Raw genomic sequence first — 13,193 nt, forward strand, 5'->3', positions numbered from 1 at the left:
GTCGTGCGTCGTTGGAGAAAGAACGGGTCGACGCTGCCGGGGACCTGCTGAAGAGCGTGATCCCTCGCGATAGCTTCCGAGCACCGGAAGTTATCGAGGCCTTCTCGATCGCCAATGGATGGCGCGAACGGCATCTCGATGCGATCAGGCAGATCCGGGCTCAGCTCGCTGCTGCCAATCGTGCGCTCCAGACAGGTGGTGTCACGGCCGCGCGCCTCAAGCGCATGCCGGCAATCAGGAGGAAGCTGCGGAGGCTAAGCTACAAGCTCTCCGAACTTCAGGACCTGGGCGGATGCCGGGTCATTCTCCCCACCATCGACGACGTGAAGCGCTTCAGCGATCGGCTTCAACACTCCGATCGCCACCAGCTTCGCCATACCGACGACTACATTCGCAGGCCCAAGAAGGATGGCTACCGCTCTCTCCATCTGCTGCTCGATCACGACGATGCGCGTTTCCCTGAGCAGCAGGGATTGAGAATCGAGCTCCAGGTACGCACTCACCTTCAGCATGCCTGGGCCACCGCCGTGGAAGCGCTCGGCCTTTATTTGAGAGTGAACATCAAGGGCGGCGAAGGGAGTGAGGCATGGCGCCGCCTCCTTATGCTGATGTCCTGCGAATTTGCCGAGAGCGAGGGGTGCGCTCCAGTTCGCGGTGCACCGAGCGGCGGCGAGCGCCGCAGCGAGATCATCGAACTCGATAGGCAGATCGGAGCGCAAGCCAAGCTGGATAATCTCGCCCACGGATTTCAGATCATCGACCGCTTCGTGTTCGATCGCTACGCCAAGCACTTGCTCCTGCGATACGACCACGCGGCCAAGCGGGTTGATGTGGAGGCGTTTACCGAGGCCCCCGACAGCACCCGGGTTTACGGGGATATCGAACGTCGCCTGGCTGTGGACAGCGTCGACGATGAAGATCCATCCAGCGATACCGTCCTGGTTAGCCTGGGGCAGCTCAAGGACTTGAAGAAGGCGTTCCCGAACTATTTCGGCGACGTCCGGGTTTTCCGGGATCAACTCGGACACATCTGCCGGGGCCGTGGGGTGGCGACATACGATCTTCCGAAGCAAGCCCTCGCCCCACCCCGGCTGCGCGACATGGTCGACCCTGCTTGGCTGAGGCGACCTCGCTTCGACAAGCCGAAAGGCGTCTGAAGCATCTAAGCTTGCACGGACTCCCCATCGCGACGACGCGGGGCAGAAATTCCCTGGCGGGGACGAAAACCCACCAAGATGCGTTTTCGGGGACGAAATCTCACCGGACAGAAGCCGCCGAGGCAGGTCAAAGATCACCAAACATGCATTTTTTGCAAGTTTCGTGATCTTTGAGGGGCTGAGTTTGGAAGTGCTGAGGTGCTCCAGCGCTTGCCATATCGACTGGACCATCGTGGTAATTGAGATCGAAGCCGCTGTTTGTGACTTGCTCTGCGACACGTGAACTTCAGGCGAGGCCGCTATTCCGGTGGAGCCCTCAAGGGAAACGCCATGAGCTACGACCATTCCAAACATGAGAACCGTCTTCGTGCGAGCGCCCTTCTCCAGGAATTGAAGGGCAAGCTCACCGATATCGGTACCTCCACCCTCGACGTGAAAACCATGACGGCGGCCTCGTCACTGGAATGGTGGCGACTGTCGAAGGTCGAAGGCGTTCATGTCTATCAGGCCGACGACGGCTGGCACGCTGATGTCGTCTTCAGCAACCTGCCGCCAGGAGTGCCGACAATCATTGGTAGCCCCGGCAGCTACCAGACTCGGTCAGCGGCATTGAACGGAGCCATTCGACAGCTCTCGATCCTCGCCGTGAACGACAAGCTCCCGCCACCCCGCACCCGGGAAGGCTTCCGCTGGTTCAAGTTCGACAATGTCGAGGTGCCGGTAAACGCGGAACTGATCGAGACCTTCCCCGAAAGGCTGGCAGCCGAGGGATACACGGATTTCAAGGCCAAAGGCCGCCTCGCGTGGCTCCGAAATCAGTTCGCGGACGACAACCCAATGACGGCGAAGATTTTTCAATCGCTGGATCAGGACGATCAGAACAGCATCAGGATCGCCTGCGCGATAGCGCTTGCCCTCAACGTTCATCAATTCTCGATCGAGGATGGCCTCTGGAGTGAGTTTTCGCCTTCAGAAGGAACGACATCGACGATACGGATGTGAGAATGGTTCGAGCGCATCTGGCGCCGACCGATACGGCGGCAATATTGATGGGACATGCATTTTCTGCAAGTCTCATCAATATTGAAGAGAGCTCCAGCTCGGGCCCATTCAAGGCGCCTGTCGACGTTCCTCACGCCGGGTTCTTCACAATATTCCGCTCGGCTATGCTAAGCGGCGTCCGATTAGCAAAAGCGCTACGCCCAGAACCACGTTCACAGCCGCCAGCAACATGAGGGCCACATAGGTCCAGCTCGAACCCGCCTTATCGAGCAATAGTGCCCCTGCCGTCGGCGCCAAGGCCTGCGCAACGAGGCTCGGCCTCGCGAGCTTTCCGACCAGGGGCGCATATCGCTGCGGTCCGAACTGAGCGAGCGGCAGCGTTCCCTTCGCGATCGAGAAGACGCCGTTCCCTGCTCCGTAAAGGATAAGCGCCAAGGCGATCGGGCCAGCCCCGAACGCCAGCATTGCGAGCCCGAAGGCAATCAGCGCGAGGGCGGCGCTCATCGTCCAGATCGGGTGGTGGCGTCCGCCGCCTGCCATCTCGACGATCCGTCCGCCAACCTGGGCCGGGCCGACAAGGGCTCCGAGCGCCACCGCCGCCGCCAGCCCGATCCCCTGTGCCTGGAGCAGCGTCAGCAGATGAACACCCACGATCGCGGTGATGGCCCCGCCTATGATCATGATGCCGGAGAGAAGCCGGAACGCGCCGCGCTCCGATGGCAGCAGCTCGACCGTCGGACCACCGCCTCCGGCCTTCGCCTTCGGAAGCTCCGGCGGAACCTTCGGAAGCGTCATCAGGATGATCGGGAGGGAAACCACAAGCTGGATGGCGGCGTAGGCGAAGCAGGTGCCTCGCCATCCGAGATGAGCAACGAGATAGGCCGACAATGGCCAGCACACAGTGCTGGCGAAGCCGCCCCATAAGGTCAGCATCGTGATCGCCGACCGCGCGGTGCCGCCGTAAAGCCGCCCAAGCGTCGAGAACGCCGCATCGTACAGACCTGCGGCCATCCCAGCTCCGAGAACGATCCAGCCGAGCACGAAGACCGGCAGGTTCGGGGCCATACCCAGAGCGCATTGTCCCGCAGCCAGGAGGATCGCCGCCGCCGCCAGGACCGGTCGCCCGCCAGTCTCGCCGATGGCACGGCCGACATAGGGCGCGACGGCCCCAGCGGTGAGCAGGCCGATCGAAAGCGCGCCGACGATCCACGATAACGGCCACCCGGTATCGGCGGCGATGGGCGCGGCAAGGACGGCCGGAAGATAATAGGAGGAGCCCCAGGCGAGGATCTGCACCACGCCCAGGGCCGAGATGACGGTCAACCGATCACGATCGATCATGCAGCCTTGCCGCAGCAGGAGGACGTCGCCTGCGCGGGCTCGGGTGCCTTGGCGGGACCACAGCCGCATCCGGCCTTGCCGTCGGCCTTCGCCGCGGCGTCATCTGGGCAACAGGCATCCGCTTCGGTCGGCGCGGGACTTCCGCAGCATCCTCCGGCTGCGGCAGGCGCGGCGGTGCATACGCCCGTTTCCGGCAGGACGAGCCTGACATCATCGGCCTCGACCAGATCGCCGGCGATCGCCGCCACGACCGACCGAACCTGCTCGAAGCCCGTCATCATCAGGAAGGTGGGTGCGCGCCCGTAGCTCTTGATCCCGACGGTGTAAAACCCGGGCTCCGGATGCGAGAGCTCGCGGTGCCCGTGCGGCGGAACGGATCCGCAGGAATGGAGGTTCGGGTCGATCATGGGTCCGAGCGCCCGGGCACTTTCCAGCCAAGGGTCGAACTCGACGCGCAGCTCCCGGGTCAGCGAAAGATCGGGCCGCTGTCCCGTACAGGCCACGATGCGGTCGATCGGTCCAATGGTTCGGCCGACACCACCGACCTCGCCGTTCACGACGATGCCCGCCTCTTCCTTGCGAAGTCCCGTGATGGCGAAGCCGGAGATCAATTCGATGCGACCTTCCACGACGAGACGGCGCAGGCGCTGCCCGAGATCTCCTCGGGCGGCGAGCTGGTCGTTCGAGCCCCCGCCATAGACACGGGAGAGATCCCGGCCGCGCGTGACCCAGATCGCCTTGGTCGTGCCGTCCCGAGCCGAAAGCTCATCGAGATCGAGCAGCACGTTCGCGGCGGAGTGCCCGGCGCCCACCACCAGCGTCGTTCGGCCGACATAATCGGCTCGGTCACGGCCGAGGACGTCGGGGATGCCGTAGGCGATCCGATCGGCCAGCGTTTCCTCACCTTCCGCGGCCACGCCACTGGCGCTCACCGGGTTCGGGGTCCTCCATGTTCCGGAAGCGTCGATCACCGCCCGAGCCTGGACGCGGCCCACCGCGCCATCGCGGCCGACGACGGTTAATTGGAATGGGCGCAGCTCGCGGTCCCTGCTCACCACCTTGTCGATGCCATGGCGGCCGATCGCGGCAACGCGGACCCCGTATTCGATGACAGAGGCCAGTTCGTTCGTTGCCGCCAGGGGCGCCAGGTAGGTTTCGACAAGTTCGGTTCCGGTCGGATAGCTCCCGCTCTCGGGCTCTCCCCAACCGGCGGCCTCAAGCAGGACCCGGCTGGCCGGGTCGACATTGAACTCCCAAGGCGAGAACAGTCGGACGTGACCCCAGCCCAGGATGTTGGCGCCGGCCGCGTCGCCTGCCTCGAGCACCTTCACCGGGATACCTCGCATGACGAGGTTCGCTGCGGCCGCGAGTCCGATCGGTCCGGCCCCGATGACGACGACGGGAAGCTCCTTCATCTGGATATCCTCCATTCCTGCTAGAAACATGGAATTAAGTGGCAAATGAAAATCCGCTCAGGCGGCCTTTCCGGAAGCATCCGAGCAGCCTTCCTCAATGCAGCATTCGTCGGCGAGGAAGCCGAGTAGTGCATCCATGGCCGGATAGACCGCGCGGCAGATCAGGGTCGTGGCCTGTCGCTCCTGCGTAACGAGACCGTTCCGGATCAGCCGCTGAAGGTGGTGGGACAGGGTCGAAGCCGGGATCCCCAAGCGTTCCTGCACCTGATTGACAGGGAGGCCGCCGTGACCCGCGCGGACCAAGGTTCGATAGAGCTGGAGGCGCGTCGGGTTACCGAGCGCTTCGAGCTGCTTCGCTGCTTCTTCGACGTTCATGGAAATAATTAGGCATGGGCAGGATTGCTCCATCAAGCCTTATTTCCACGAGCGTCGAATTACTCCGCTGCCTGTACCTTCCGCACGCTGTCGCCGCGTTCGTACCAACCCTTCGACCGGTTCACGATCCAGACGACGGTCAGCATGACCGGCACCTCGATCAGAACCCCCACCACGGTCGCGAGCGCGGCTCCGGAGTTGAAGCCGAACAGGCTGATCGCCGCGGCGACTGCGAGCTCGAAGAAGTTCGAGGCGCCGATCAGCGCTGACGGCCCCGCGACGCAATGCTGCTCGCCGGCGATCCGGTTCAGGACGTAGGCCAGCCCGGCATTCAGGTAGACCTGGATCAGGATCGGCACCGCCAGCAGTGCGATCACCATCGGCTGGGCGAGGATCTGCTCGCCCTGGAAGCCGAAGAGCAGGACGAGGGTGGCGAGCAGGGCCACGAGCGAAACAGGTCCCAGTCGGCCGAGCAGTCGATCGAGCGCAGCCTGCCCGCCCTTCGCCAGAACGCGGCTGCGGACGAGTTGCGCGACGATCACGGGAATGACGATGTAGAGGACGACCGAGAGGACGAGCGTTGCCCATGGCACGGTGATCGCGGACAGGCCGAGCAGCAGGCCGACAATTGGGGCGAAGGCGACAACCATGATCGCGTCGTTGAGCGCGACCTGGCTGAGCGTGAAGTGCGGCTCGCCCTTCGTCAGGTTCGACCAAACGAAGACCATCGCGGTGCAGGGCGCCGCCGCCAGGATGATGAGCCCGGCGATGTAGCTGTTGATCTGTTCGGCCGGGAGCCACGGCCGGAACAGCCAAGCGATGAAGAACCAGCCGAGCGCCGCCATCGAGAAGGGCTTCACTGCCCAGTTGATGAAGAGGGTGACGCCGATGCCGCGCCAGTGGCGACCCACCTGCCCGAGCGCCGCGAAGTCGATCTTCAGCAGCATGGGGATGACCATCAGCCAGATCAGGACCGCGACGGGCAAATTGACCTTGGCGACCTCGGCCGAGCCGATGGCGTGGAAGACCCCCGGCATGACATGGCCGAGGGCGATCCCGACGACGATGCACAGCGCGACCCACACGGTGAGGTAGCGTTCGAAGGTGGGCATGAGGACCTCAGGCGAGAGCGGCAGGGCGACCGGAGGCATCGACGACCAGTTCGCCGTCCTCCTTTCGGAATTCGCCGCGCTGCGGTGGCAGCACGGATAGGACGGCCTCGGACGGACGGCACAGCCTCACGCCTTTCGGCGAGACGACGAGCGGGCGGTTCATCAGGATCGGGTGCGCTTCGATCACGTCGAGCAGGGCCTCGTCGGAAAGGCTCGGGTCGCCGAGGCCGAGTTCGAAGAACGGCGTTCCTTTCTCGCGCAGGATATCCCGAGCGGTCAGCCCGGCGCGATCGAGAAGTTGCTTCAGCAGCGACCGGCTCGGCGGCGTCTTTAGATACTCGATGACGTGCGGCTCGACGCCCGCATTGCGGATCAGGCCGAGCGTGTTCCGCGACGTGCCACAGGCCGGGTTGTGATAGATGATGACGTCCATCAAGCGACCTCCGGGCGGCGACCGCTCGCGCCCTCGAGGCCGCCGACCCGCCGGACCTGCTGCGCCAAAGCCATCTCGTCGAGGCTCACGACGGGGAGTGACAGGAGGACGTTGATCCGGTTCCTGAGATAGCGAAGCCCGGTCACGAAGGCCCGCTCGTGCTCGATCTCGCTGCCCTGGACGTTGGAGGGGTCCTCGATACCCCAATGCGGGGTGATCGGCTGGCCCGGCCAATGCGGACAGGCCTCTCCCGCCGCTTGATCGCAGACCGTGATCACGAGATCCATGACGGGCGCGCTCGCTTCCGCGAAGACGTCCCAGGTCTTCGAGGAAAGGCCCTTGGTCAGGATGCCTTCGGCCTCGAGCACCTTGAGCGCCATCGGCTTCGGTCCGGGGCCCCCCTCGCTGCCAGCGGAGAAGGCTCGGAAGCGCCCTTCCCCGAGATGGTTCAGCAAGGCCTCGGCCATGATCGACCGAGCGGAATTATGCGTGCAGAGGAACAGCACGTTGTGGACGCGATCAGGCATCGGTCGTGACCTTCGGTGGGCAGCAGGGCGCGAGCTCGGCCAGGAGCGGCGCGCAGATCTCCGGACGGCCGCCGCAGCAATCCTTGAGGAGGAAGGCGATGGCCGATCGAAGCGCGTCGAGATCGGCTCGGTAGACGATCGAGCGGCTGAAACGCTCCGAACGAACGAGCCCCGCCCGGCTGAGGATGCTCAGATGGGACGACATCGTGTTGTGGGGAACCTCGAGGCGGCGGGCGATCTCACCGGCAGGCAGCCCTGCGGGCTCCGCAGCCACCAGTAAGCGGAAGACGTCGAGACGCGTGTTCTGCGCCAATGCCGCCAAGGCGAGGATGACTTGCTCATTTTCCATATATCGAGACTTATCGACATAAATCCTGAAGCACAAGGCCAGCTTCGGTTGAATTTGGCGTGACCACGTTTGCCCGCGACGGCCTCTCCCCTAGACCCGCGCCGCAGTGGACGCCCAACCGCCCCGGGCGCCTTACTGCGCTGATGGTGGCAGCCCACGCTTGAGGAATTGCGTGCCGCCTGGCGAACGACGAGCTCCTTGGAGCGTGCGCAGGAAACGCGTCGCATAAGCCCATCTTCGGAGTGCACTGGCACAGCGCGCCGCTTCACGCCAAGGTTCGCCTTGACTCGCCGCTTCCATTGTTCTCTTTACGTTCTATAAATTGAGGACATCCGCCAATGCCATCAGTCGAGGCTTCTCGCCCGCCTGAACCTGACCCCTTTGCTGTTTCCGACCTCGTTTCCTGCACGATCATCACCCGGGACGCGGATAAGTGGATGTCGTCAATCCATCACCGAATGCCCGCAATGCTGCATCCGAAGGACTTCAATGCCTGGCTCGACGGAACGGGTGGAAAGGAGCTCCTCGACCATCCTCCACCCGAGCTTCGCGAGTGGATCGTCAACAGCAGGATGAACAGCGCCAAGGTCGGCGATGACGATCCCGCTACGGCTGAACCGATTGAGCCTGAGATTCACCTGCCGAAGCCTGCGCCCGACGAGCCGTCGCCTCAAGGAAGCTTGTTCTAATCCATCGTGGAGCCCCGCGGAGCGATCACCGCAATATGGCTCCTTCAACGCTACTCAGCAGCCTCTCGCATTTGCCGATTGAATTCGGCCAAGTCGAGCCTTTTGAAAAGCGGTGCTTCGATAGCCGTTCCTAGATCGATTTCTTCGCCCGAGAGTGCTCGCTGAAGCGCAAGTCCGAGGACTCGGGAAAGCCTTGGGGGAAAGGCGTTCGCCATCTGCCTGAATTGTGCCTGACGCGATCCCGAGAAGACCCAATCGTCAGGGAAATCCTGGAGGCGTGCCAGCATCGGAAGGGTCAGGCACGGGATCCCATCGAAGTCAGGGTCGGGCGCTTCCTTGGCAGGCTTTCTGGGGTCCACGGCGATATTGAACCAGGCCTGCCGCGAATTTGGCTGAGCCAAGTCGATGCCCATCTTTTTCGTGCTTCCCCCGATCAATGTGGGCGCGAGGCCGTTGGCTTTGGCGACCCATTGATCCAAGCGACGCCAGCCGCGGGCTCCCATCAAGTCCTTCAGTCGGCTTCCGACCGACGTCTGTGCCATTTCCGGAGCGAGGGGCCATCGGAAGCGATGCAGCATTCCGCGCCGCAGCGCGACAAGGATCGCCCGGCGACGATTCTGAGCCAGGCCGAAGTCGGGGCCCTCGATGATCCTCCATTCCGCGTCGTAGCCCATACGTTCGAGCTCAGCGTATACTTGAAGTCGACGCACTCCGTGCGTCACCTGGGAGATCCCAACCACATTCTCAATCAGGACGGCCTTCGGCTGGACCTGCTCAATGATCTCGAGAGCTCGATCAAAAAGGTCCCGTTCGTCCTCCGCGCCGCGGCGCTCGCCTGCTTGCGAATAGGGCTGGCAAGGCAGACCGCCGGCAACGAGATCCACGCCACGGTAACGGCTGACATCGATCTTATTGATGTCAGCCTCGAACACCGGCCATTTCGGGCGATTGGCACGCAGGGTCGCGGCCGCTTCGGGGGCTTTCTCGAAAATTCCGGCGTGCCAGAATCCGGCAGCATGCAGACCGATCGCCTGACCTCCAGCGCCGGCACACAGCTCAAGCACCGAGTACCGATAAGGCTTCGCAGGCCGGGACCTGGAGTTCTGCGGATGGCGATCGAGTGCGACGACGCCCTGGCCAAGCCGACGTCGATGACGGCTCAATTCCGGCAGCTCTTGTCCGAGTGCCCACATGAGGGGCTCGTGCCGCCCTTCGTCGATCCACAACGGATCGACTTCGGGCCAGGACCAGTCCTCAATAGAACACAGTTTCCGATCGGCGAGCAGATTCAGCGTTTGAAATACGCGGCTCCACGAATGTTGGGGCCATTCGTCGCCTGAAGCCAGGAAATCGACCGGGACGAGCCTCTGGAGCTGGGCCGACAGCCGACCGGCGCTCGCGGCAAGTGCATCGACCCTCGCAACCGTTTCGGGCGAACGATCCTCGGGGTTCGTCTCGTTGTAGAGATCGGCAAATGCGTTAGCCAAACCGCCCAGGCCCTCAAGGAAGCGATCGATAAACTCCTGGGCTTTCAGTCTAACGGCACTCTTCAACTCCGTAACCGCGCTACGGTCCGGCTTTCCGGAGACCGCGGCTTCGGCCGCGAGTACGTCGCGCCGAAGCAACCGCAGGTCTGCAAGGGACAGGGACCTCCCCGAGCGCAACATCGTAAGCGCCTCGTCCCGAACCGTTGGCGGCTGCTTAGCCAAGCGGCACAGGACACTGACGTCGATCGCGCTCTGCTTGATATCGGCCCGTTCGGGACCGGCAAAGTTGGCCAGCAGCAGGTACGCATTTGCTTCCGTCCGAGACACGAGGCACTCAGCCCTGATGAACGCGATGAGCTGCGCTTTCGGCAAGTGCTGGGCGAAGGCCTTGCATTGATCAGCCAGGGCGAACGCATCAGCAATGGCGCGGCGACGACTGGCGAGCGCGCGATCCCGGACTTTCTTGAGGCTCTCCAGAATCTGGCTATCGGCTCCAACCGCCGGGGCCTGCGCAGAACCTGCACCGTCCTTGCCGATTTCGCGGCCTCGCCCGCTTTCGCGTGAGCATACGATTTGACCGATTCCTGGCTCCGACGCGGTTTCTTCGAGCGTTGAGGTTTCGGGTCCGGCGAGACAATCACTGCTGGGGAGGTAGGCAACTTCGCTCATCGACGCATGGGCTCCGAGAATTCCAGGAGCTCATGCCGGTCGAGCCGTGCATTTCGCGTGAGTCAAATGGCTAAAATCCGAGGAACCTTCATCGTCGGCAAGCTCGAATGCACAGCCAATGTTTCCCCATTCACCAGCCTGCGGGCTTGCCGTCACTCCCGTCGAACTCGCGGTATTATCGGCTCAGACCGAGAGCGCGGTATGCTAGCGAGGTCAAAGGACAATCCGTCCATATCGACGTCACTCATCTTCCGCTCGACGTTGCCCGGCCCTTGACGGCGGACGACCAACAGGCGCTTCAAATTCGATAATCGCGACCGAGGCCCTGGGGCATCTGGGATCGAGTCCCTTTTTGGATGTAGCATCGTCTCAATGGTGGCAGGATCGCTAAGTTATTGCCTCCGGACTATCGATGCGCATCGTCGTACTCACTGACATCCATGGGAATCGTGAGGCACTCGACGCCGTGACGGACGCTGTCGCTGCGGAGGCTCCGGACGCGATCGTCATTGCCGGCGATATCGTCGGGTACGGGCCGGATCCGGCTTATGCAGTGGAAGTTGCAGCGCAGTACGCCGCGAGCGGCGCGCGGGTAGTGCTTGGCAATCACGATCAGGCCGTCGAGCAGGAGGACCGTGGCATGACCAAGGTCGCCCGAGACGCAATCCGTTGGACGCGCGACCAGCTCTCGACGGAGCACCGTGCCTTTCTCTCCGGGCTCCCCCTGACAGTCGTGGAGGAGGATCGCCTATATGTTCATGCGAGTGCCAACGAGCCCGACCGCTGGCACTATATCCTGGACGCGCAAGCAGCCGGATTCGCCTTCGATGCGACCGGAGCGCGCCTGATCGTCTGCGGTCACACGCACGTTCCAGCTATATTCTATGCTCGTGTCGGCTACCCTCCCGTCGCGTTTCGCCCGCTCGACAATGAACCGGCACCGTTGATCGCGACACGTCGACACCTTGTGGTCGCCGGGTCGGTCGGGCAGCCCCGAGACGGCAATCCGGCCGCCTGCTTCGCTCTCATCGACTTGGAGCAGCGCTGCGTCACCATGCGGCGCGTGCCCTATGATGCCGAGACGACTGCCCGCAAGGTGCTGGCGGCGGGGCTTCCGCCGGCTCTCGCCACGCGGCTCCTTTCCGGGCGGTAAACCGAATGCGCTTCCACGAAGGACAGGTAATCGACGGCTTCACTCTGGAATCGCGCATGCCTTCCGGCGGCATGGCTTCACTCTGGCGGGCGCATCATGCGGATGTGGACGTCCCCGTCGTCCTCAAGATCCCCTTTCTCGATCCCGGCCAGGATATCTCGACCGTCATCGGCTACGAGGTCGAAGAACTGATCCTGAAGCGCCTATCAGGCCCCCATGTTCCGCGCTACATCCGCTCCGGCGATCTGGCGGAGACGCCCTACATCGCTATGGAGTTCGTCGAAGGCGACAGCCTCGCACGGATCGCCAAGAATGCGCCGCTCTCGCCCGAGGAGGTCGCGCGCATCGGCGCCGAGGTGGCGGCCGCCGTCGCCAGCCTGCATCAGCAGCAGGTGGCACATCTCGACCTGAAACCCGAGAACGTCATCCTCGCGGCCCGCGGCGCGGTGCTGCTTGATTTCGGCCTCTCCCGCCATGCCGGTCTGCCAGACCTGCTTTCGGAGGAAAGCAACGTACCAATGGGCTCCGCCGCTTATATCGCGCCCGAGCAGGTGCTGGGCGACCGGTCCGACCCTTCGAGCGACATCTTCGCCCTGGGCGGCATCCTTTATCTGCTCGCCACCGGAGAGCCGCCGTTCGACTGGCCCTCGACACAGGCGGGGATGAAGCGAAGGCTCTATCATGCGCCAAAGCCGCCATCCGTCCGCAATCCGAAGGTGCCGACCTGGCTGGAAACGATCATTCAGAAATGCCTCGAGGTCGACCGCGAGCGCCGCTATGCGGATGCCGCCCGGGTCGCTTTTGAGTTGCGCAACCCTGAGCAGGTGGTGATCGTCGATCCCCTGCCACAACGCCGCTGGTGGGACTGGCTCCTCGCAGCGTTCCAGAAGCGCGATGATCTTCTACTCACCGGCGCTCCAACGGCCCGTCGGCGCGAGGCCGGTCCGGCACTTATCCTAGCAGCAGTCGACCTCGCCGATGGCGTCAATCCGCTGGCAGATGCCGTGCTCGCCGAGACCGGTCGGCTCTTGGCGGCCCGCACCGATTCACGCCTCTCTTGCCTAACCGTCCTGAAGACCGAGATTCTGCGGGAGGACGTCATGGCGGACAGCGCTGGCCACTCCGTCTACATCAAGCGGCTGGTTGCACTGAAGGCGTGGGCGAGCCCACTCGGCCTTGCCGAGGACCGGATCAGCTACCACGTCGTACAGGCGGTGAGCGCAGCCGACGCTATATTGCGTTATGCCGAGCATAACCAGATCGGCCACATTATCCTCGGTGCGCGCGGTGCCTCCACCCTGCGCCGCCATCTCGGCAGCGTCTCGTCCAAGGTCGTGGCCGAGGCCGGATGCTCGGTGACGGTGGTACGGAACAGGTCTTCCACCTCACGCGCGTAGCCTGATGCAGTTATAGCTACGAGGTTGCCGCGCTTCCAAGGGAGTTCGCCCGAACTGTCTAGGTCGTGCCGCCAAAATCACCCTCCG

Annotated in this window: 13 protein-coding genes; 5 read left to right on the forward strand and 8 right to left on the reverse strand. The window is 63.4% G+C overall.

Annotated elements, in window-relative coordinates; genetic code table 11:
- Positions 1 to 11: 11 nt before the first annotated feature.
- Both CE453_RS16425 and CE453_RS16430 read left to right on the forward strand, forming a co-directional pair.
- The gene (locus tag CE453_RS16425; RefSeq protein ID WP_089175558.1) at positions 12 to 1,157 is read left to right on the forward strand and encodes a RelA/SpoT domain-containing protein; all 1,146 of its coding nucleotides are present in this window, start codon (positions 12 to 14) and stop codon (positions 1,155 to 1,157) included.
- A 330-nt stretch (positions 1,158 to 1,487) separates the two neighbouring features.
- The gene (locus CE453_RS16430; RefSeq protein WP_089175559.1) at positions 1,488 to 2,159 is read left to right on the forward strand and encodes a hypothetical protein; all 672 of its coding nucleotides are present in this window, start codon (positions 1,488 to 1,490) and stop codon (positions 2,157 to 2,159) included.
- 162 nt (positions 2,160 to 2,321) lie between these two features.
- Here CE453_RS16430 and CE453_RS16435 read toward each other — a convergent pair whose 3' ends face one another.
- From CE453_RS16435 to CE453_RS16465, 7 genes are read right to left on the reverse strand one after another with little or no spacing between them, the layout of a single operon-like run.
- Positions 2,322 to 3,500 carry an MFS transporter gene (locus CE453_RS16435; RefSeq protein ID WP_089175560.1) on the reverse strand — a complete coding sequence of 393 codons (1,179 nt, stop codon included), beginning with the start codon at positions 3,498 to 3,500 and terminating at the stop codon, positions 2,322 to 2,324.
- On the reverse strand, positions 3,497 to 4,915 hold the full coding sequence (locus CE453_RS16440) for an NAD(P)-binding domain-containing protein (protein ID WP_089177949.1): 1,419 nt from the start codon (positions 4,913 to 4,915) through the stop codon (positions 3,497 to 3,499). Before CE453_RS16440 ends, CE453_RS16435 begins: the two co-directional genes overlap by 4 nt.
- 57 nt (positions 4,916 to 4,972) lie before the next feature.
- Positions 4,973 to 5,290, reverse strand: coding sequence for an ArsR/SmtB family transcription factor (locus CE453_RS16445; protein WP_089175561.1), 318 nt, complete (start codon positions 5,288 to 5,290; stop codon positions 4,973 to 4,975).
- Between the two features lie 59 nt (positions 5,291 to 5,349).
- Positions 5,350 to 6,402 carry an ACR3 family arsenite efflux transporter gene (gene arsB / locus CE453_RS16450; protein WP_089177950.1) on the reverse strand — a complete coding sequence of 351 codons (1,053 nt, stop codon included), beginning with the start codon at positions 6,400 to 6,402 and terminating at the stop codon, positions 5,350 to 5,352.
- Between the two features lie 7 nt (positions 6,403 to 6,409).
- Entirely contained in the window at positions 6,410 to 6,835 is a 426-nt protein-coding gene (gene arsC / locus CE453_RS16455) for an arsenate reductase (glutaredoxin) (RefSeq protein ID WP_089175562.1), read from the reverse strand.
- A complete protein-coding gene (locus CE453_RS16460) occupies positions 6,835 to 7,362 on the reverse strand; it encodes an arsenate reductase ArsC (RefSeq protein WP_089175563.1) in 528 nt (175 codons plus the stop codon). Before CE453_RS16460 ends, arsC begins: the two co-directional genes overlap by 1 nt.
- Complete coding sequence (locus tag CE453_RS16465; protein ID WP_089175564.1) at positions 7,355 to 7,711, reverse strand: ArsR/SmtB family transcription factor; 357 nt, start codon at positions 7,709 to 7,711, stop codon at positions 7,355 to 7,357. The genes CE453_RS16460 and CE453_RS16465 overlap by 8 nt, the downstream gene beginning before the upstream one ends.
- A 338-nt stretch (positions 7,712 to 8,049) precedes the next feature.
- On the opposite strand from CE453_RS16465, the gene CE453_RS16470 reads away from it, so the two are divergent.
- Positions 8,050 to 8,400, forward strand: a complete 351-nt coding sequence (locus CE453_RS16470) for an SOS response-associated peptidase family protein (protein WP_089175565.1) — start codon at positions 8,050 to 8,052, stop codon at positions 8,398 to 8,400.
- A 50-nt stretch (positions 8,401 to 8,450) separates the two neighbouring features.
- On the opposite strand, the gene CE453_RS16475 is transcribed toward CE453_RS16470, so the two are convergent.
- The gene (locus CE453_RS16475; protein WP_089175566.1) at positions 8,451 to 10,556 is read right to left on the reverse strand and encodes a DNA cytosine methyltransferase; all 2,106 of its coding nucleotides are present in this window, start codon (positions 10,554 to 10,556) and stop codon (positions 8,451 to 8,453) included.
- 412 nt (positions 10,557 to 10,968) lie between these two features.
- Between CE453_RS16475 and CE453_RS16480 the strand changes: the two genes are divergently transcribed.
- Positions 10,969 to 11,709 (forward strand): metallophosphoesterase family protein, encoded by a 741-nt coding sequence (locus tag CE453_RS16480; protein ID WP_089175567.1) that lies wholly within the window; start codon positions 10,969 to 10,971, stop codon positions 11,707 to 11,709.
- 5 nt (positions 11,710 to 11,714) lie between these two features.
- Positions 11,715 to 13,106, forward strand: coding sequence for a bifunctional serine/threonine-protein kinase/universal stress protein (locus CE453_RS16485; protein WP_089175568.1), 1,392 nt, complete (start codon positions 11,715 to 11,717; stop codon positions 13,104 to 13,106).
- Positions 13,107 to 13,193 lie beyond the last annotated feature (87 nt).

This window comes from Bosea sp. AS-1, assembly GCF_002220095.1.
GTDB lineage: Bacteria > Pseudomonadota > Alphaproteobacteria > Rhizobiales > Beijerinckiaceae > Allobosea.

Coding starts and splice junctions, on each gene's coding strand:
- CE453_RS16430 (WP_089175559.1), top strand. CDS start 1,488: ATGAGCTACGACCATTCCAAACATGAGAACCGTCTTCGTGCGAGCGCC.
- CE453_RS16435 (WP_089175560.1), bottom strand. CDS start 3,500: ATGATCGATCGTGATCGGTTGACCGTCATCTCGGCCCTGGGCGTGGTG.
- CE453_RS16440 (WP_089177949.1), bottom strand. CDS start 4,915: ATGAAGGAGCTTCCCGTCGTCGTCATCGGGGCCGGACCGATCGGACTC.
- CE453_RS16445 (WP_089175561.1), bottom strand. CDS start 5,290: ATGAACGTCGAAGAAGCAGCGAAGCAGCTCGAAGCGCTCGGTAACCCG.
- arsB (WP_089177950.1), bottom strand. CDS start 6,402: ATGCCCACCTTCGAACGCTACCTCACCGTGTGGGTCGCGCTGTGCATC.
- arsC (WP_089175562.1), bottom strand. CDS start 6,835: ATGGACGTCATCATCTATCACAACCCGGCCTGTGGCACGTCGCGGAAC.
- CE453_RS16460 (WP_089175563.1), bottom strand. CDS start 7,362: ATGCCTGATCGCGTCCACAACGTGCTGTTCCTCTGCACGCATAATTCC.
- CE453_RS16465 (WP_089175564.1), bottom strand. CDS start 7,711: ATGGAAAATGAGCAAGTCATCCTCGCCTTGGCGGCATTGGCGCAGAAC.
- CE453_RS16470 (WP_089175565.1), top strand. CDS start 8,050: ATGCCATCAGTCGAGGCTTCTCGCCCGCCTGAACCTGACCCCTTTGCT.
- CE453_RS16475 (WP_089175566.1), bottom strand. CDS start 10,556: ATGAGCGAAGTTGCCTACCTCCCCAGCAGTGATTGTCTCGCCGGACCC.
- CE453_RS16480 (WP_089175567.1), top strand. CDS start 10,969: ATGCGCATCGTCGTACTCACTGACATCCATGGGAATCGTGAGGCACTC.
- CE453_RS16485 (WP_089175568.1), top strand. CDS start 11,715: ATGCGCTTCCACGAAGGACAGGTAATCGACGGCTTCACTCTGGAATCG.